At 64.5% G+C, this 19,023-nt stretch carries 17 protein-coding genes; 11 read left to right on the forward strand and 6 right to left on the reverse strand.

All coding sequences use genetic code 11. The annotated features are described in order from the left end of the window. On the reverse strand, positions 1-825 hold the full coding sequence (locus tag Q0D31_RS18680; protein ID WP_291854281.1) for a sterol desaturase family protein: 825 nt from the start codon (positions 823-825) through the stop codon (positions 1-3). Between the two features lie 297 nt (positions 826-1,122). Between Q0D31_RS18680 and Q0D31_RS18685 the strand changes: the two genes are divergently transcribed. From Q0D31_RS18685 to Q0D31_RS18725, 9 genes are all read left to right on the forward strand, one after another. Then, complete coding sequence (locus tag Q0D31_RS18685; RefSeq protein WP_291854283.1) at positions 1,123-1,287, forward strand: Flp family type IVb pilin; 165 nt, start codon at positions 1,123-1,125, stop codon at positions 1,285-1,287. A gap of 175 nt (positions 1,288-1,462) precedes the next feature. Further along, positions 1,463-1,987 (forward strand): prepilin peptidase, encoded by a 525-nt coding sequence (locus Q0D31_RS18690; RefSeq protein ID WP_291854286.1) that lies wholly within the window; start codon positions 1,463-1,465, stop codon positions 1,985-1,987. A gap of 126 nt (positions 1,988-2,113) precedes the next feature. Further along, complete coding sequence (gene cpaB, locus Q0D31_RS18695) at positions 2,114-2,899, forward strand: Flp pilus assembly protein CpaB (RefSeq protein WP_291854288.1); 786 nt, start codon at positions 2,114-2,116, stop codon at positions 2,897-2,899. A gap of 17 nt (positions 2,900-2,916) precedes the next feature. Then, a complete protein-coding gene (locus Q0D31_RS18700) occupies positions 2,917-4,395 on the forward strand; it encodes a type II and III secretion system protein family protein (protein WP_291854363.1) in 1,479 nt (492 codons plus the stop codon). Between the two features lie 9 nt (positions 4,396-4,404). Beyond that, a complete protein-coding gene (locus tag Q0D31_RS18705; RefSeq protein WP_291854290.1) occupies positions 4,405-5,157 on the forward strand; it encodes a CpaD family pilus assembly protein in 753 nt (250 codons plus the stop codon). Continuing rightward, on the forward strand, positions 5,154-6,425 hold the full coding sequence (locus tag Q0D31_RS18710) for an AAA family ATPase (RefSeq protein ID WP_291854292.1): 1,272 nt from the start codon (positions 5,154-5,156) through the stop codon (positions 6,423-6,425). The genes Q0D31_RS18705 and Q0D31_RS18710 overlap by 4 nt, the downstream gene beginning before the upstream one ends. A gap of 22 nt (positions 6,426-6,447) precedes the next feature. Next, a complete protein-coding gene (locus tag Q0D31_RS18715) occupies positions 6,448-7,914 on the forward strand; it encodes a CpaF family protein (RefSeq protein WP_291854294.1) in 1,467 nt (488 codons plus the stop codon). A 13-nt stretch (positions 7,915-7,927) separates the two neighbouring features. Next, positions 7,928-8,899 carry a type II secretion system F family protein gene (locus tag Q0D31_RS18720; protein ID WP_291854295.1) on the forward strand — a complete coding sequence of 324 codons (972 nt, stop codon included), beginning with the start codon at positions 7,928-7,930 and terminating at the stop codon, positions 8,897-8,899. 9 nt (positions 8,900-8,908) lie between these two features. Then, complete coding sequence (locus Q0D31_RS18725) at positions 8,909-9,886, forward strand: type II secretion system F family protein (protein ID WP_291854297.1); 978 nt, start codon at positions 8,909-8,911, stop codon at positions 9,884-9,886. Positions 9,887-9,946: 60 nt separating this feature from the next. Here the strand turns inward: Q0D31_RS18725 and Q0D31_RS18730 are convergent, their stop codons facing one another. Continuing rightward, positions 9,947-10,780 carry a tetratricopeptide repeat protein gene (locus Q0D31_RS18730; RefSeq protein WP_291854300.1) on the reverse strand — a complete coding sequence of 278 codons (834 nt, stop codon included), beginning with the start codon at positions 10,778-10,780 and terminating at the stop codon, positions 9,947-9,949. 130 nt (positions 10,781-10,910) lie between these two features. Here Q0D31_RS18730 and Q0D31_RS18735 point away from each other — a divergent pair, with 130 nt between their 5' ends. Continuing rightward, on the forward strand, positions 10,911-12,296 hold the full coding sequence (locus Q0D31_RS18735) for a leucyl aminopeptidase family protein (protein WP_291854302.1): 1,386 nt from the start codon (positions 10,911-10,913) through the stop codon (positions 12,294-12,296). After that, entirely contained in the window at positions 12,289-13,131 is an 843-nt protein-coding gene (locus tag Q0D31_RS18740) for an NlpC/P60 family protein (RefSeq protein WP_291854304.1), read from the forward strand. Before Q0D31_RS18735 ends, Q0D31_RS18740 begins: the two co-directional genes overlap by 8 nt. A gap of 113 nt (positions 13,132-13,244) precedes the next feature. On the opposite strand, the gene Q0D31_RS18745 is transcribed toward Q0D31_RS18740, so the two are convergent. Genes Q0D31_RS18745 through Q0D31_RS18760 form a run of 4 tightly spaced genes read right to left on the reverse strand, consistent with a single transcriptional unit; the run spans position 13,245 to position 19,016 of the window. After that, positions 13,245-14,867, reverse strand: coding sequence for an ABC transporter ATP-binding protein (locus Q0D31_RS18745; RefSeq protein ID WP_291854306.1), 1,623 nt, complete (start codon positions 14,865-14,867; stop codon positions 13,245-13,247). A gap of 10 nt (positions 14,868-14,877) precedes the next feature. Continuing rightward, positions 14,878-16,056, reverse strand: a complete 1,179-nt coding sequence (locus Q0D31_RS18750) for an ABC transporter permease (protein ID WP_291854308.1) — start codon at positions 16,054-16,056, stop codon at positions 14,878-14,880. Then, positions 16,056-17,165 carry a microcin C ABC transporter permease YejB gene (locus Q0D31_RS18755; protein ID WP_291854310.1) on the reverse strand — a complete coding sequence of 370 codons (1,110 nt, stop codon included), beginning with the start codon at positions 17,163-17,165 and terminating at the stop codon, positions 16,056-16,058. The genes Q0D31_RS18750 and Q0D31_RS18755 overlap by 1 nt, the downstream gene beginning before the upstream one ends. Positions 17,166-17,168: 3 nt before the next feature. Next, positions 17,169-19,016 (reverse strand): extracellular solute-binding protein, encoded by a 1,848-nt coding sequence (locus tag Q0D31_RS18760; protein ID WP_291854312.1) that lies wholly within the window; start codon positions 19,014-19,016, stop codon positions 17,169-17,171. Positions 19,017-19,023 lie beyond the last annotated feature (7 nt).

Raw genomic sequence — 19,023 nt, forward strand, 5'->3', positions numbered from 1 at the left:
CTACTGCCGAAACGGATATGCCAGCTGACCACCGATCGCGGTGGGGATCTGATCGCTTACGCCGTAATCGTCCGGCAGCCGGTTCTCCGGCATGCGGAACGTCCCGAACAGGATATCCCAGAGCGGAAACGTACCGGCGAAATTGCTGTTGCCGCCTTCCTCGAGCGAGGTGTGGTGCCAGCGATGGAAGACCGGCGTGGCGAGCACGTATTTGAAAGGCCCGAGCGTCCAGTTCAGATTGGCGTGAACGAAGGCGGAGTGAAAGGTGGTGAACGGCCCGACCCACAGCATGATGTTGGGAGAGATGCCGGCCATCAGCAGGATAGCGTCCACCAGTATCGTTCCGATCAGCAGATTGACCGGATGGAACCGCGCCGCCGAAATCCATTCCAGGTCGGCGGAGGAGTGATGGATGGCATGATACTTCCAGAAGCCGCCGCGGTGAAACATCCGGTGCAGCCAGTACAGCATGAAGTCGGACGCGACCACAAACAGCACCGCCTGAATCCAGAGCGGCAGCTGCGCCAGAGGTCCATGGCCGTTATCGTAGAAGGCGATCAACGCGTCGGCATCGTGAATGTCGAAGAGCACCGCAGCGCCCAGCACCATCAGCCCGATGCGGAAGATGCGGGCGAACACCGGTACGAAGAACCAGTAGCAGACGTCGGTCACCAATTCGCGCTTGCGCCACCACGGCTTGCCGGGATTGCAGGCCCAGAAGTGCGAGAGAACCGTGAATACCAGCGCGAGCGCGATGGTGACCGGCAGGATCTTCGCCATCGTCTGGCCGACCATCTCGATAACTTCAAACGGCAAAGTGGACATGGCGGCCTCGCTGGACGGGACTTCCCAAGCGGTATCTGCTCGCGCTTAAAGAGCCATGAATGCTGTGCGCCCGTTGCTGCGCCGCGCGGCTAGCAAGCCCGCGTTTCGCAATATACCTCACGCCTTAATCCCGCATTTACTGTGCTCAAGAACAGCGGATTAGGGCTGTCTTTACCTGATCGAATTAACTGCGTCGAAATTGTCGCAACCTAGGTTACCGCCATGGTCACGGTGCTGAGAACGCCGGGGAGACCAATACTCGTTTGAACAGCCACTGTGTACACAGGAGCCATATGTATGAAGAACCTCGTTTCGCGTTTCGTGAAGGATGAGTCCGGCGCCACCGCCATCGAGTACGGCCTGATCGCCGCCGGGATCGCGATTGCGATCATCACCGCCGTCCGCGGCGTCGGCACCCAGCTGTCCGGCAACTTCGACAAGATCTCGACGTCGCTGAAGTAAGCGACCGTTCGCGCTTGTCGTCAAAGGCCCCGGCAATGCCGGGGCCTTTTTCGTCTTGTTTCCAGCCGGCGGCCCTGCGCAACTGCCGCGCCGCCGTTTCCCGATCATTTACCTGTCGCCAATAGGCTGCAGCGAAGTCCTGATCGCATCCTTATCCCAACGGACCGGCCGCCCCATGATGCTCGACATTGCGCGCTTGATGCTGTTCCCGGCCCTGATGGCGTTTGCGGCCTCGAGCGACCTGTTCACGATGACCATCTCGAACCGGATATCGCTGGCGCTGATCGCTGGCTTCCTGGTGCTCGCGTTGCTCGGCGGCATGAGCGCGCACGCCATGCTGCTGCATGCCGGCGCCGGCGCCGCCGTGCTGGCGGTGGCGTTCGCCTGTTTCGCGATGGGTTGGGTCGGCGGCGGCGACGCCAAGGTCGCGGCCTGCGTGGCGCTCTGGTTCGGTTTCGACCATCTCTTCAACTTCCTCATCTATGCCTCGCTGTTCGGCGGCGCGCTGACGATGTTGCTGTTGCAGTTCCGGCAGTGGCCGCTGCCCTACCCGCTTTCTGGTCAACCCTGGCTCAACCGGTTGCACGACAGGCAGAGCGGCATCCCCTACGGCATCGCGCTCGCGCTCGGCGCGCTGATGGTCTATCCGGACACCGAGTGGATCAAGGCGATCGACCTCACGCGCCTCGCGATGCGCTGAGTTGTCCTGGTAACGGACTGTTAAGGCAATTTACACACGCCTCATTAACCATGCTTTGACGAATAGCTGGTCAACTCCCGTTTGCGGCGACGGAAGCGTCGCGGCGTAATGTGGAAAGTGAAGCGTATGAATACCGCACGCATTGTCGTCCTGACCATCGCCGTCGGCGCTGGCGGCATTGCCGCGTATCTCGCCAGCGGGTCGGATCAGGCTGCGCCGGCCGCGCCCGCCGCCCAGATGCAGACCGTTGAGATCCTTGTTGCAAAATCGGACATTGGCCTCGGCCAGTCGGTCAAGTCCGACGATATGCAATGGCAGAGCTGGCCGGCCTCGACCGCCAGCAACAATTTCATCAGCCGCGCCAGCAAACCTGACGCCGTGAAGGAAATCACCGGCACGATCGCGCGCGCGCCGTTCATCGCGGGCGAGCCGATCCGGGAGCAGAAACTCGTGAGAGCCGATGGCTCCGGTTTCATGGCGGCGATCCTGCCGCGCGGGTTCAGGGCCATTTCCACCGAGATTTCACCGGAGACCGGCGCCGGCGGCTTCATCCTACCGAACGACCGCGTCGACGTGATCCTCTCCAAGCGCGAGAAGAACCCTGACCGCGCGGGCGCGGACGTCGTCAGCTCCGAAATCATCATGACCAATATTCGCGTCCTGGCGATCGACCAGGCGCCAAAGGAGAAGGACGGCAGCAGCACGATCGTCGGCAAGACCGCGACGCTAGAAGTAAAGCCCGAGCAAGCCGAAACGCTGGCGCGTTCGCGCCAGGCCGGCACCATATCGCTGGCGCTGCGCAGCATCGTCGACGTCAACGCCATCGAGAAGGTGGAAGAGCAGATCAAGCGCGGCGAAAGCCTCAACATCGTTCGCTATGGCGTCGCCATCCCGCAGACGATGCAGAAATGAGCAATAGGATGCACGAGATGAAATGCAGGGGAAATCGACCGATGCGGACGTTGGTGGTCCGCGCCCTGTCGTTTTCGGCCGCGGCTGCGCTCACGCTCAATCCGGCGCTGACGCCGGTCGTGGCCAGCGACTATCGCGCCGTCGCACCTGTCGCCGCCGACGGACAGCTGGGCGCGCGCTCCCTTTCGCTCGGAATCGGAAAATCCATCGTGATCGACCTTCCGCGGGACATCAAGGACGTGCTGGTCGCCGATCCAAAGATCGCCAACGCCGTCGTCCGCTCCACCCAGCGGGCCTATATCATCGGCGCCGCGGTCGGCCAGACCAACATCATCTTCTTCGACACCGCGGGCCAGCAGATGGCGGCCTATGACATCGCGGTCAAGCGCGACCTCAACGGCCTTCGCGCCGCGCTGAAGCAGTCGCTGCCCAATTCCGATATCCAGATCGAGGGTGTCGGCGAAGGCGTCGTGCTGAGCGGCACCGCCGCGTCTCCGATCGAAGCCCAGCAGGCCGCCGACATGGCGACCCGTCTGGTCGGCGGCGGCGACAGGGTCGTCAATTCGATCGCAGTTCGCGGGCGCGACCAGGTGATGCTGAAGGTGACCGTCGCTGAAGTCGCGCGCAACATCGTCAAACAGATGGGAATCGACCTCACTGCCAGCATGACCTATGGCACGGCGGTCGTGAATTTCAGCAACGCCAACCCGTTCACCGCCTATGGCCGGTCACTGGTCGGAACCAACAGCTTGAGCGGATCGTTCGGCAGCGTTCCCTCGGTGACCGCAACCCTCCGCGCCATGGAGAGCGCCGGCGTCGTGCGGACGCTGGCCGAACCCAATCTGACGGCAATCTCCGGCGAATCCGCGACCTTCATCGCCGGCGGCGAGTTTCCGGTGCCCGCGGGCTATTCCTGCGATCCGGTCACGCGCGTCTGCACCACCCAGATCAACTTCAAGAAATTCGGCATCTCGCTCAACTTCACTCCGGTCGTTCTGACCGAAGGCCGCATCAGCCTCCGCGTGATGACGGAAGTGTCCGAATTGTCGAACGACAATTCGATCACGCTGTCCCAGGCCGTCAGCGCCACGGCAACGAACTCGCTCACGATCCCCTCGATCAAGACCCGCCGGGCCGAGACGACCCTGGAGATTCCCTCGGGCGGCTCCATGGCGATGGCCGGCCTGATCGCAGAACAGACCAAGCAGGCCATCAACGGCCTTCCGGGCATGTCGCAGATTCCGGTTCTCGGCACGCTGTTCCGCAGCCGTGACTACGTCAACAACCAGACCGAGCTGATGGTCCTGGTCACGCCCTACGTGGTCCGCGCGGTCGCCCAGAAGGACCTGTCGCGTCCTGACGACGGTTTCGCCAGCTCATCGGATCCCCAGGCCGACCTGCTTGGCAGCATCAACCGGATCTACGGCGTTCCAGGTCGGGCCGAACCGGCGCGGGCACGGAATTATCGCGGCACCTACGGCTTTATTACGGACTGAGACGGGACGATGACAGCACAGACGAGACCCAAGAGACCCGCCGGTCACCTCCGCGCTCCCCGGCTGGCGATAGCGCTGGTCGGCATTGCCGTGGCATTGACAGCCTGCAAGCATGCCGCCGAGGACCTGACGACCGCTGGCGTGCCGGACGACTACCGCCTGCGGCACCCGATCGCGATCCAGGAGGCCGACCGCTCCATCGTCGTATTCGTCGGTCGCGGACGCGGCGGGATTTCCGCCGCGCAGCGCGCTGACGTGATCGGCCTGGCGCAGGCATGGCTTGGCGAAGGCACCGGCGCCATCAGCATCGACGTGCCCGTTGATACCCCGAACGCGCGGGCCGCCCAGGATTCCTTGCGGGAGATCCAGGCAACCCTGGCCGCGGCTGGATTGCCGCCGCGCGCGGTCACTGTCCGCCCTTATCGCCCGGATGATCCGCGGCACATGGCGGCGATCCGGCTGAATTATCCGAAGATTTCTGCAGTGGCCGGCCCGTGCGGCCTGTGGCCCGAGGATCTCGGTCCCTCGATCAACAACAAGGGCTATTTCGACAACAAGCCGTATTACAATTTCGGCTGCTCCAACCAGCGCAATCTGGCGGCGATGGTCGACAACCCGTCGGACCTGGTGCAGCCGCGTCCCGAGACACCCGCCTACACGCCGCGGCGCAGCATCGGCTTCGACAAGTATCGCCGGGGCACCACCACCGCCACCTCCTATCCCGAGTCCGACAGGGCCAAACTCAGTGACGTCGGCAAATGATCAACCACGCGCGCCATAACACGCAATTGCAGGCGGACGGCTCGGCTCCGGCTACCGACGATCACATCGCGCCAGCGCCGCGGGTGTCGGTTCAGGCGTTCTGCGAGACGGTCGAAACCGCCGCTGCCGTGCAGGCGGCGGGCGAAGACCGTCGCCTCGGCAAGGCCCATCTCAAGATTCAGATGGGCGGAATGGCCGCCGCCATCGAGGCTTACCGATCGGCGCCGACGCCGAACGTGATCATCCTGGAAACCGAAGGCCGCACCGAGATTCTCCACGGCCTGGACCAGCTCGCCACCGTGTGCGACGCCGGAACCCGGGTCATCGTGATCGGCCGCATCAACGATGTCACGCTCTATCGCGAACTGGTGCGTCGCGGCGTCAGCGACTATGTCATCGCCCCGGTCGCAACCATCGACGTCGTCAGGTCGGTTTGCAACCTGTTCTCGGCGCCGGAGGCCAAGGCCGTCGGGCGCATCATTGCCATCATCGGCGCCAAGGGCGGCGTCGGCGCGTCCACCATCGCCCATAACGTTGCCTGGGCGATCGCACGCGATCTGGCGCTGGATTCCGTAGTTGCCGATCTCGATCTTGCTTTCGGCACCGCGGGCCTCGACTACAATCAGGATCCGGCGCAGGGCATCGCCGACGCGGTGTTCTCGCCCGACCGCGTCGATACCGCCTTCCTCGACCGCCTGTTATCGAAATGCACCGACCATCTCAGCCTGCTGGCGGCGCCGGCGACGCTGGACCGGGTCTACGATTTTGGCGCGGAGGCCTTCGATTCGATCTTCGACACGCTCCGCACCACCATGCCCTGCATCGTGCTCGACATTCCCCATCAATGGTCCGGATGGACCAAGCGGGCGCTGATCGCGGCCGACGACATCCTGATCGTCGCGGCGCCCGATCTCGCCAATCTGCGCAACACCAAGAACATATACGACCTGCTGAAGGCGGCGCGTCCGAACGACCGCCCGCCGCTCTACTGTCTGAACCAGGTCGGGATACCGAAACGGCCGGAGATCCCGGCCAGCGAATTCGCCAAGGCGATCGAGAGCCACCCGATCGCCACCATCCCGTTCGAGCCGCAGATCTTTGGTGCGGCCGCCAACAACGGCCAGATGATCGCGGAAATCTCCGCCACTCATCGCACCACCGAGATGTTCCTGCAGGTCGCGCAGCGGCTGACCGGGCGCGGCGAGACCAAGAAGCCCAAGAGTTCGTTGTTGTCACCTCTGATCGCCAAGTTGCGGGCCAAGAAGTAAGCAGGCCGGCTGGAGTATCATCGTGTTCGGTAAGCGTAGCGGAAATGAAAGTGATACGCGGGTATTGAAGCCCGCGATACAGGCGCCGGAACTGGTTTCCAGCGCGCCGGCCGCCGCGCGCGAGGCGGTCGCTCCGACTGTCGTGTCGCCGCCGATCGCTCCCGCGAAATCGCCACCCGCACCCACCATGGAAGCGCGGCGGTCCGACAACTACTACCAGGTCAAGGCGACGATCTTCGGCGCCCTGATCGAGGCGATCGACCTCGCCCAGCTGGCCAAGCTCGACGGCGAGTCGGCGCGCGAGGAAATCCGCGACATCGTCAACGAGATCATCGCGATCAAGAACATCGTGATGTCGATTGCCGAGCAGGAAGAGCTGCTCGACGACATCTGCAACGATGTGCTCGGCTACGGCCCGCTGGAGCCGCTGCTGTCGCGCGACGACATCGCCGACATCATGGTCAACGGCGCCGGCACGGTATTCATCGAAGTCGACGGCAAGATCCAGAAAACCGGGATCCGCTTCCGCGACAATCAGCAGCTTCTCAACATCTGCCAGCGCATCGTCAGCCAGGTCGGACGACGGGTCGACGAATCCTCGCCGATCTGCGACGCGCGGCTTGCCGACGGCAGCCGCGTCAACGCCATCGTCCCGCCGCTGGCGATCGACGGTCCGGCGCTTACCATTCGAAAATTCAGGAAGGACAAGCTGACGCTCGATCAGCTCGTCAAATTCGGCGCGATCTCGCCGGAAGGGGCCCAGATCCTGCAGATCATCGGCCGCGTCCGCTGCAATGTGCTGATTTCCGGCGGCACCGGCTCCGGCAAGACCACGCTGTTGAACTGCCTGACCCAGTTTATCGAGCACGACGAGCGCGTGATCACCTGCGAGGATGCCGCGGAACTCCAGTTGCAGCAGCCGCATGTGGTACGGCTGGAAACCCGCCCGCCCAACATCGAGGGCGAGGGCCAGGTCACGATGCGCGAACTGGTCCGCAACTGCCTGCGTATGCGGCCGGAACGCATCATCGTCGGCGAAGTCCGCGGACCCGAGGCATTCGACCTTCTGCAGGCCATGAACACCGGCCACGACGGCTCGATGGGGACGCTGCACGCCAACAACCCCCGGGAAGCCCTGTCGCGCTGCGAATCGATGATCACCATGGGCGGCTTCTCGCTGCCCTCGCGCACCATCCGCGAAATGATCTGTGCCTCCATCGACGTCATCATCCAGGCAGCGCGCCTGCGCGACGGCTCGCGCCGCATCACCCACATCACCGAGGTGATGGGGATGGAAGGCGACACCATCATCACCCAGGACGTGTTCCTCTACGACATGATCGGCGAAGACGCGAACGGCAAGATTGTCGGGCGGCACCGCTCGACCGGGATCGGCCGTCCACGGTTCTGGGAACGCGCGCGGTATTACGGCGAAGAGAACCGGCTCGCGGCCGCGCTCGACGCCGCCGAAGTCATCGTCAAGGATTGAGAGGGCGACCTGCATGCAAACGCTCGCACTGGCCTTCATGGCCGCCACCGCCATCGGCGGCCTGGCATGGGTCTTCATCTATCCCGCGCTGTCGGGCGAGAGGATGGCTCAATCGCGCCGCGCCTCGATCGCGCGCTCCGAACCCGCCGCGCGCCAGACCGAAAAGAGCCAGCGCTCGCGCCGCGAACAGGTCGAAGGATCGCTTAAGGAACTCGACGCCCGCCGCCAGAAGGAAAAGTCCGTTCCCCTCAGCGTCCGGCTTGCCCAGGCCGGTCTGGGATCCTGGACGACGCAGAAGTTCTGGATCGCGTCCGGCGTTCTCGCCGCAGCGGCATTCGCTCTCGCGTTCATGGTTGGCGGCGGATTGCCTGGCGCCGCGGCCATGGCCTTTGCCGCCGGCCTGGGCTTGCCGCGCTGGATCCTGGGCTACCTCAAGAAGCGCCGGGAAAAGGCATTCCTGAAGGCACTTCCCGACGCCGTCGATGTGATCGTGCGCGGCATCAAGGCCGGCCTGCCGCTGTTCGAGTCGATCAAGGTGGTCGCGGCCGACGCGCCGGAGCCGCTCAAGAGCGAGTTTCTGGCCATCATCGAGACGCAGGCCATAGGCATGCCGCTGGGCGAAGCCTGCGCGCGCCTGTACGAGCGGATGCCGGTGCCGGAGGCGAACTTCTTCGGCATCGTGGTCGCGATCCAGCAGAAGTCGGGCGGCAACCTGTCGGAAGCACTCGGCAACCTCTCCAAGGTGCTGCGCGACCGCAAGAAGATGGCGGAGAAGATTCAGGCGATGTCGATGGAAGCCAAGGCCTCGGCTGGCATCATCGGATCGCTGCCTCCGATCGTGATGCTTCTGGTATGGATTACCACCCCCGACTACATCGCGTTGCTTTGGACCCATCACATCGGCCAGTTCATGCTCGTTGCCTGCGTCGGCTGGATGACGATCGGCGTCCTGGTAATGAAAAAGATGATCAACTTCGACTTCTGACGGTGTGCCATGATTGAACTTATTGTCTCCAAGCTCCACGACGCGCGGTTCATGACGATGCTGCTCGCCGCCATCGCGGCCAGCGCGACCGCTTACACGCTGATCATGCCGCTGTTCGCCGGCGAAGGCCTGGCCAAGCGGATGAAGGCGGTCGCCAGCGAGCGCGAACGGCTCCGCCAGCGCGAACGCGACCGTCTCGCCAAGACGGAGAAGGTGTCGCTGCGGCAGACCCCGAAGCAGCTCGTCTCCAAGGTGGTGGAAGATTTCAACCTGACCAAGTGGCTGGCACAGGAAGCCGCCCGCGACAAGCTGGTCATGGCGGGCTATCGCGGCCAAGCGCCCTACGTCACCTTCCTGTTTGCCCGCGCGGTGACGCCGATCGCACTGTTTCTTGGCGCAGCCCTCTACGTGTTCGTCATCACGCCGCTGGACAAATCGCTCGCGATCAAGCTCGGCATCTGTATCGGGGCCGCCTATCTCGGGCTGCAGGCGCCGATGCTGTTCCTGAAGAACGCCATCGGCAAACGCCAGCTTTCGATCAAGCGCGCCTTTCCGGACGCGCTGGACCTGCTGTTGATCTGCGTCGAGTCAGGCATGTCGGTCGAGGTCGCCTTCCGCAAGGTGGCTGCCGAAATCGCAGGCCAGTCGATCGCGCTGTCGGAGGAGTTTGCGCTGACGACTGCCGAATTGTCCTATCTGCAGGACCGCAAGGTGGCCTACGAAAACCTCGCCAAGCGCACCGGCCTCGAGGGCGTGAAATCGGTCTGCCTGGCGCTGATGCAGTCGGAACGCTACGGAACGCCGCTCGGCCAGAGCCTGCGCGTGATGGCGCAGGAGAACCGCGACATGCGGATGAACGAGGCCGAGAAGAAGGCGGCCGCGCTGCCGCCGAAGCTCACCGTGCCGATGATCCTGTTCTTCCTGCCCTGCCTGTTCATCGTCATTCTTGGACCGACCTACATCAAGCTCCAGACGATGCCGCATTAAGACGTTCGGCGCAGCGAAGCCGCGCCGGCGAAGTTCCCACAGGTCTGGCGTAGCGGCGGATCAGTTCGGCCGGTCGAGCGCTGCCACCGGCACCGTCGGCCTGCTGCCGGGAGGACGCGAATTGTTCTTGTCCTTGCGGCTCAACATCTCCCGAAGGTAAGCGACATTGGCCGCCGCCTCTTCGGCCGGCAGGTCGCCCTTGGCAATGGTCTCGGCTTCCGCAAAGCGGCCCTGCAGGCCCACCACCAGCGCCAGGTTCTGTCGCACCCGGCCATCGGCCCGCGGATTGCCATGGGCCCTACGCAACGTTTCCTCGGCCTGCGGCAACTCCCGCGTCAGCATGTAGGAGAGGCCGAGGTTGGACAGCACCGACGGCTCTTCCGGCACGATCTTCAGCGCGCTGGCGTAGTAGCGGCGGGCGTCCTCATGCTTGCCGAGCTTGTCCAGCGTGGTGCCCTGCACCGACAGAATGCGCCAGTCGGGATTGGCCGGGGTATGGGCACGGGCAAGCACGTCGAAGGCGGCCTGCGAACTACCGTTGTCGGCGAGCGCGCGGCCGTAAGCGGCCAGCAGCGTCTTGTTGCCGGGATGAGCGATCGTGGCCTGTTCCAGCACGGCGGAGGCCTGGGCGCGCTGGCCGGAGGCCCGCAGCGCCTGGCCGTACGCCAATGCCGCTTCTGCATCCTTGGGGTTGGCGCGATAGCGCTCGCCATAGACTTCCACGGCGCGGCGCGGATCGTCGGGAACAGGTGCTTGCGCCTTCGAGGATGCCAGCGCTCCCGTGACGTCGGATACGGTCTGGCAGCCGCCAAGGCCCGCAGCGAGAACCGCCGACACGGCAACGGAGCCAAGGAGCCGCGCAAGAACCCGGATATTGCTGGACTGTCGACGCATGGCACTTCAACTCGGGGATATCTGGCGAATGGATCGATCCGGACGGACCAGCAATAGACTGTTAACCCTAACGGCCGGTTAATTCGCCGTGCTATGCCAGCGGCGTGACCCCGCCCTTGCGAGACGCAGCATGCATTCCCTGTTTGAAACCGCTACCGCCTCCACCACCGCCATCCCGATCACCTTCGCCACCAGGACGACATGGGCCGCCATCGCCGACGGCCTTCCCGCACCGGCGAGGCGGTTTGCGACGGCTAACGGTTTCACCGCCAAGCCCGGCAGGTGCCTGACGTTACCCGGGCCGGACGGGCAGCTCGCCCATGTCGTTTTCGGACTCGACGACGAGAGCGACCGGGCGCGCGATCCGTTCCGACCAGGCGCGCTGCCCGGCCTGCTGCCCTCCGGCCTGTACCGTTTTGCCAATGCCCCGCATGACGCCCGCCTCGCAACGCTGGCATTCGCGCTAGGCGCCTACCGCTTCGGCCGCTACCGGAAGAACGAGATGCCCGCGGTCCGGCTGGCGCCGCCCGATGGCGTCGACATCGCCGACGTCGTGAGGATGGCGGCGGCGGCTTCGCTGGCGCGCGACCTGATCAATACGCCGTCGAACGACATGGGCCCGGAGCAACTGGCGCAGGCCGCGCAAGCGCTGGCTGCGCGCTTTGGCGCGAGCTTCACCTGCATCGTCGGCGATGAACTCGTCAAACAGAACTTCCCGTTGATCCACGCGGTCGGCATGGCCTCGACACGCGCGCCGCGCCTGATCGACATCAGCTGGGGCGATCCGTCTCACCCCAGGGTAACGCTGGTCGGAAAAGGCGTGTGCTTCGATACCGGGGGCCTCGACCTGAAGCCATCCGGCGGCATGCTGATCATGAAAAAGGACATGGGCGGCGCCGCCAACGTGCTGGCGCTGGCGCAGATGGTGATGGATGCGAAGCTGAAGATCCGGCTGCGCGTCCTGATTCCGGCGGTGGAGAACGCGGTGGCCGGCAACGCCTTCCGACCGCTCGACGTCTTCAAGTCGCGCAAGGGACCGACCGTCGAGATCGGCAACACCGACGCCGAGGGGCGGCTGGTGCTGGCGGACGCGCTGGCGCTCGCCGACGAAGAGAAGCCTGACCTGCTGATCGATCTCGGCACCCTGACGGGTGCAGCGCGGGTGGCGCTGGGACCGGATTTACCGCCCTTTTACACCCATGATGAGACGCTGGCCGCGAGCGTCGCAGCCCACGCGAAAACGGAGAACGACCCGTTATGGCGGTTACCGCTTTGGCCGGCTTACGATTCCTGGCTGGATTCGAAAACAGCCGACATCAACAACGCGCCGTCCGGCAGCTTTGCCGGCTCGATCACCTGCGCGCTGTTCCTGCAGCGCTTCGTGACCGAGGCGAAGAGCTGGTTGCATGTCGATATCTACGGCTGGACGCCTTCCGCCAAGCCGGCGCGCCCCGAAGGCGGCGAATGCCAGGCGGCGCGCGCGATCTACAAGCTCTTGAGCGAACGCTATGGATGATCCGCGCCTGACCCCGGCGCGGCCCGATCTCGCCGCGAAATATCTCGAGGGCAAGGTGGAGGCCGCGCGCTTCGTCGCCGGTGAGGAGTTTTGCGTCGCCGCGGCCCTCGCACCGCTGCGCGGATCGCCCGCGCACGACGCCGTGCTGCTGACCGAGGCGCTGAAAGGCGAGCGCGTCACGATCTACGACCGCAACGGCGAAGGCTTCGCTTGGGGCCAGTTGCACGGCGACGGCTATGTCGGCTGGATCGCGGATGCCGCGCTGGCAAGGCCCGCGGCCGCACCGACGCACAAGGTTACGGCGCTGCGGACGTTGGCCTTCCCGGGCCCCTCGATCAAGCTGCCGCCGGTCGAGACGCTGTCGTTCGGCGCTGGGCTGACGGTGGTTCGCGAAGCCGGAGCATTCGCCGTATCCAGCGAGGGATGGCATCTGCCGAAGCCGCACCTCGGTGCCATCGAGGCGATGGAGACGGATTTCGTTGCGGTCGCCGAGCGTTTCGCCGGCACGCCCTATCTGTGGGGCGGCAAAAGCAGCCTCGGGATCGATTGCTCGGGACTGGTGCAGCTGTCGCTGAACGCCGCCGGCACCGGCTGTCCCCGCGACAGCGACATGCAGCAGGATGGACTGGGCCGAACGTTGAGTCTGGCTGAAACGAAGAAGCTGCAACGCGGCGACCTGATCTTCTGGCAAGGCCACGTCGCCATCGCCCGCGATGCCGACACCATCGTCCACGCCAATGCGCATCACATGGCCACCGTGATCGAAAGCACGCGCGAGGCAATGGCGCGGATCAAGGCCGCCGGCAGCGAGGTGACGGCGATCAAGCGGCTATAGCTAGCCCCGCATCGTCATTCCGGGGCACGCGCCAACGCGCGTGAACCCGGAATCCAGAAATTTTATGCGGGTCGAGATTCCGGGTTCGCGCTGCGCGCGCCCCGGAATGACGGTCAGGTAGCAGGCGCGTCCGGCGCGGCTTCGATCCGGAACGCGGCGGCGAACAGGGCGCGGGTGTAGTCGCTCCTGGGATTTCTGAACAGTTCGGCGGCCGGCCCCTCCTCCACCACCTTGCCGTGACGCATCACGATCAGGTGGCTCGCCAGCGATGCCACCACGCGCAGATCGTGCGAGATGAACAAGTAGGTCAGGTCGCGCTGGCGCTGCAGCTCGCGCAACAGATCGACCATCTGGGCCTGGAACAGCATGTCGAGCGCCGAGGTCGGCTCGTCCAGCACGACGAAATTCGGCTCCAGCACCACCGCGCGCGCGATCGAAATGCGCTGGCGCTGGCCGCCGGAGAATTCATGCGGGTAGCGGAACCGGGTCCGCGGATCGAGTCCAACATCGTTCAACGCCTTGACCACCCGCGCCTCGCGTGCCTCGTGCGACAGGCCGGGCTGGTGAACGCTAAGACCCTCGGCGACGATGTCGCCGACCGACATCCGCGGGCTCAGCGCGCCGAACGGATCCTGAAACACGATCTGCATGTCACGCCGGAACGGCAGCATGGCCTTGAAGCGCAGGCCCTGAATATTGCTGCCGAGAAACACGATCGGCCCCTCGGAGGAGATCAGCCGCAGCAGCGCCAGGCCCAGCGTGGTCTTGCCGGAGCCGGACTCACCGACGACGCCGAGGGTTTCGCCCTTGCGTACTGCAATGCTGACGCCGTCCACCGCCTTGATGTGGCCGACGGTCTTGCGCAACAGCCCCCGCTTGATCGGAAACCAGACCTTGAGATTGTCGGCCGACATCACCACGGGCGAACCCGGTCGCGGCGGCGCCGGGTCGGGCTTCGGCTCGGCCGCCAGCAGCGCGCGCGTATAGGCGTGCTTCGGCGCGGTGAAGACCTGCTCGACCGGCCCCTGCTCGACGATCTTGCCCGAATTCATCACGCAGACGACGTCGGCGATGCGCCGGACGATGCCGAGATCATGGGTGATGAACAGCATGCTCATGCCGAGCCGGGCGCGAATCTCCGCCAGCAGCGCCAGGATCTGGGCTTGCACGGTAACGTCGAGCGCGGTGGTCGGTTCGTCCGCGATCAGCAGATCCGGTTCGTTGGCGAGCGCCATCGCGATCATGACACGCTGGCGCTGGCCGCCGGACAGCTGATGCGGATAGCTCTTCAGCCGGGTTTCGGGATCGGGAATTCCGACCTGCGTCAATAGTTCCAGCGTGCGCGCCCGCGCCGTCGCGCCGCCGACACCGCTATGCAGCAACAGGACCTCGCCGATCTGCGCCTCGATCGTGTGCAGCGGATTAAGCGAGGTCATCGGCTCCTGGAAGATGATCGAGATATCGTTGCCGCGGATTTCGCGCATCTCGCCTTCCGCCGCCATCAGCAGGTCACGGCCGCGGAAATGGATCTGGCCGGAGGGATGCGAAGCGCTCGGATAGGGCAGCAGCTTCAGGACCGACAGCGCGCTGACCGATTTTCCGGAACCGGACTCGCCGACCAGTGCGACGCATTCGCCGCGCCTGATGGAAAACGAGACATGATCGACTGCGAGCGTGTCGCCGAACGCCACCGAGAGATCACGGACATCGAGCAGGGGCTGGTTGATCGCATCCATGCCGTGGCCCCTACCGGAACGTCTTGCGCGGGTCGAAGGCGTCGCGCGCCGCCTCGCCGATGAAGATCAGCAGCGACAGCATGATCGCTACCGAGAAGAAGCCGGCGAGACCGAGCCACGGCGCCTGCACGTTGGCCTTGGCCTGCGACAGCATCTCGCCAAGCGACGGCGAGCCCGGCGGCAGGCCGAAGCCGAGGAAATCCAGCGCCGTCAGCGTCATCACCGAGGACGACACGATGAAGGGCAGGAACGTCATGGTTGCCACCATGGCGTTCGGCAGCAGGTGACGGAACATGATCTTGGCGTTGGAAACGCCGAGCGCCCGCGCCGCCTGGATATACTCGAAGTTTCGCCCGCGCAGGAATTCGGCGCGCACCAGGCCAACCAGCGACACCCAGGAGAACAGCAAGAGAATGCCGAGCAGGATGAAGAAACCGGGCGGAAGCACCGCCGATATGATCAGCAACAGATAGAGCGAAGGGATCGCGTTCCAGACCTCGATGAAGCGCTGGAACAGGAGGTCGACCCAGCCGCCGAAATAGCCCTGCACGCCGCCGGCGGCGATCCCGATGATGGAGGAGACGATGGTCAGCGTCAGGCCGAACAGCACCGAGATGCGGAAGCCGTAGATCAGGCGCGCGACCACGTCGCGGCCCTGGTCGTCGGTGCCGAGCCAGTTGTATTCGAGGTCGCGGCAGCCGCTGAGGCCCTTCTTCTGCACCACCTCCCGGCACTGGGCTTCCGTCAGCATCCAGGTCGGCTTCGACGGCGCCGGCGTCGGCAGGTCGAGATTGTGGGTGGCGTAGGAATAACGGATCAGCGGCCAGATCACGGTGCCGCCCTTGGCCGCGATCTGCTTCTGCAGGTACGGATCGCGATAGTCGGCGGCGGTCTCGAAGTCGCCGCCGAAGGTGGTTTCCGAATAGCTGACGAAGGCCGGCCAATAGAGACTGCCATCATACTTGATCAGGAACGGCCGGTCGTTGGCGATCAGCTCGGCAAACAGCGAGACCACGAACAGAACCGTGAAGATCCAGAACGACCAGTAGCCGCGGCGATTGGCCTTGAAATTCTGCCAGCGGCGGCGGTTGAGCGGCGACGGCGAAAATCGGTGCCGGGTGACCGGCACCGCCTCGCCGAGCGGCGATTGCGTCGAGGTCTCGACCGGCTGGGGCGCGGTGATCGTCATCAGACCTCGCGCGCCTCGAAATCGATCCGCGGATCGATCCACATGTAGGCAAGGTCCGAGATCAGGTTGATCACGAGGCCGACCAGCGAAAAGATGAACAGCGTTCCGAACACCACAGGGTAATCGCGGTTCAGGACGCTTTCGAAGCCGAGCAGGCCGAGGCCGTCGAGCGAGAAGATGGTCTCGATCAGGAGCGAGCCGGAGAAGAAGGCGTGGATGAAAGCGCCCGGAAAGCCCGCGATCACGATCAGCATCGCGTTGCGGAAGACGTGGTTGTACAGCACCTGCCGCTCGCTGCAGCCCTTGGCGCGCGCGGTCATGACGTATTGTTTGCGGATCTCATCGAGGAACGAGTTCTTGGTCAGCAGCGTCATGGTGGCGAAGGCGCCGAGCGCCATCGAGACCAGCGGTAGCGCGAGGTGCCAGAAATAGTCGATGATCTTCCAGTACCAGGGAAACTGCGCCCAGCCGTCCGAGGTCAGGCCGCGCAGCGGAAAAATGTTGAAGAACGAGCCGCCGGCAAACAGGATGATGAGCAGGATCGCAAACAGGAAGCCCGGGATCGCGAACCCCACGATGATCACCGCCGACGTCCAGGTGTCCAAGCGCGTCCCGTCCTGCACCGCCTTGCGGATCCCGAGCGGGATCGAGATCAGATAGGTCAGAAGCGTCATCCAGATGCCGAGCGACATCGAGACCGGCAGCTTTTCCTTGATCAGCTGGATCACGCTGACGTCGCGGAAGTAGCTCTTGCCGAAATCAAAGCGCGCAAAATTCCACAGCATCAGCGCGAACCGTTCCGGCGCCGGCTTGTCGAAGCCGAACTGCGTCTCGAGCTTCTTGATGAATTCGGGATCAAGCCCCTGCGCCCCGCGATATTTCGAACTGACGGCGTCCGCCGACGCGCCGACCTGGGGCCGCGCGCCGAAATCACCGCCGGAGGAGCCGGAAACGCGGGAGGCCGCGCCGGTGTCGGATCCCGAGAGCTGCGCGATCACGCGCTCGACCGGGCCGCCCGGCGCGAACTGCACCACCACAAAGGACACGAACAGGATACCGAGCAGGGTCGGGATCATCAGCAGCACGCGGCGGGCGATATAGGCGGTCATGGATTACCTGGCCTGCTCGAGTTTCGCGGCCTTGGCCTGATCGTACCACCAGGTGTCCGGCGCCCCCCGCGCATAACGCGGCTTGGTCGGCGGGAAACCGAACTGGTCCCAGTAGGCGATCCAGTGCGAAGCCTTGTTCCAGTGCGGAATCCAGTAACGTCCGGATCGCAGCACGCGGTCAAGGGCGCGGCAGGTGTTGTTGAGGGTTGCCTGCGTCTGCGCGCCCACCGCTTTCTCGACCAGCGCGTCGACGACAGGGTCGGAAATTCCGGCGAGGTTGCTGGAACCCTTGGTTTTGGCGAAATCGCTCGAAAAATAGTTTCGCAGCGAGCTTCCGGGAATTTGCGGGAAAATAAACCGCGCAATGGCGATGTCAAAATCGAAATCCTTCAGCCGAGCCTCGGCTTGCGCCGGATCAATCAGCCGAATGTTGGCGTCGATGCCGAGCACGCGAAGGTTCTTGATGAAGGTGGTGTGATGCGGCTCGAACGACCGCTCGGTCAGCAGGAATTCGACCGCCAATTGCTCGCCCCCGGCGTTCAGCCGGCGGCCGTCTTTCACGGTCCAGCCCGCGGCATTGAGCAGGTCGCCCGCGCTGCGCAAAAGCTTGCGATCCTGACCCGAGCCGTCGGTCTCCGGAGGTATCCATGCCTGCCCGAACACTTCCGGCAACACGCGGTCGCGGAACGGCTCCAGCAGCGCCACCTCGTCCGGCGACGGCTCTCCCCGCGCCATCATCTCGGAGTTCTGGAACACCGAATGGGTGCGCTGGTAGGACCCGTACATCAGGTTCTTGTTGGTCCATTCGAAATCGAAGGCGATCGTCAGCGCCTCGCGAACGCGCCGGTCCCTGAACTTTTCCCGCCTGGTATTGAACAGCCAGCCCTGCGCACCGGAGGGCCGCTCGTCGGGAATCACTTCCCGCCTGACGCGGCCGTCGCGCAGCGCGGGGAATTCGTAACGCGTCGCCCAGACCCGCGAGGTGAACTCTTCCCGGAACAGGTAGTTGCGGCCCGTGAACGCCTCGAAGCCGGCCTCGCGATCCCGGTAGTATTCGTCCCGCACGACATCGAAATTGTACTGGCCGCGCGATACCGGCAGATTCTCGCCCCACCAGTTCTGGACCCGCTGAAACTCGGCGAAACGACCCTGCTCGAAACGAGCGAGGCGATAAGGACCCGACCCCAGCGGCGCCTCCAGCGTGGTTTCGTCGAACGACCGCGTCGAATAGTACTTTTCGGAGAAGATCGGCATCGTGGCGGCGAGCGCCGGCACGTCCAGGCCGCGGGTTGGATGAAAGCGCAGCTGCACCGTCCGCTTGTCCTCGGCCGTTGCTTCCGCGAGATCGCGGAGCACCGAGGAGAAGGTCGGATGACCCTTGCTCTTCAGCGTCGTCAGCGAGAAGGCGACGTCCGAGGCGTTGATTTCAGAACCGTCATGAAAGGCTATTCCCGGCCGCAGCCGGAAGCGAAAGACCAAACCATCGGCGGAAACCGTCAGCTCTTCCGCGGCCAGAGGATAGACCGCGTCCGGTTCATCGAGGGCGCGTGCCATCAGCGAGGCGAAAGTGAGATACATCCCGCTCGCCACATCGCCCTTGACAATGTAGGCGTTCAGCGAATTGAAGGTCGAGCCCCCGGCGCCGACCAGTTGCGAAAACGTCCCGCCTTTCGGGGCGTTGGCGTTGACGTAGCTGAAATGGGGAAAATCCGCCGGATATTTCAGGTCGCCGAATGCCGAGAGGCCATGCAGCTTCCTGTCGCCGCCCTGCGCCAGCGCCGGGCCGAAACCGGCTGCGCTCAACGCGCCCACGCCGAGACCCAGCACGAGCCGGCGATTGAGCTGCGGCATGCGCGAT

The sequence above is a fragment of the Bradyrhizobium sp. genome, assembly GCF_022844465.1.
GTDB lineage: Bacteria > Pseudomonadota > Alphaproteobacteria > Rhizobiales > Xanthobacteraceae > Bradyrhizobium.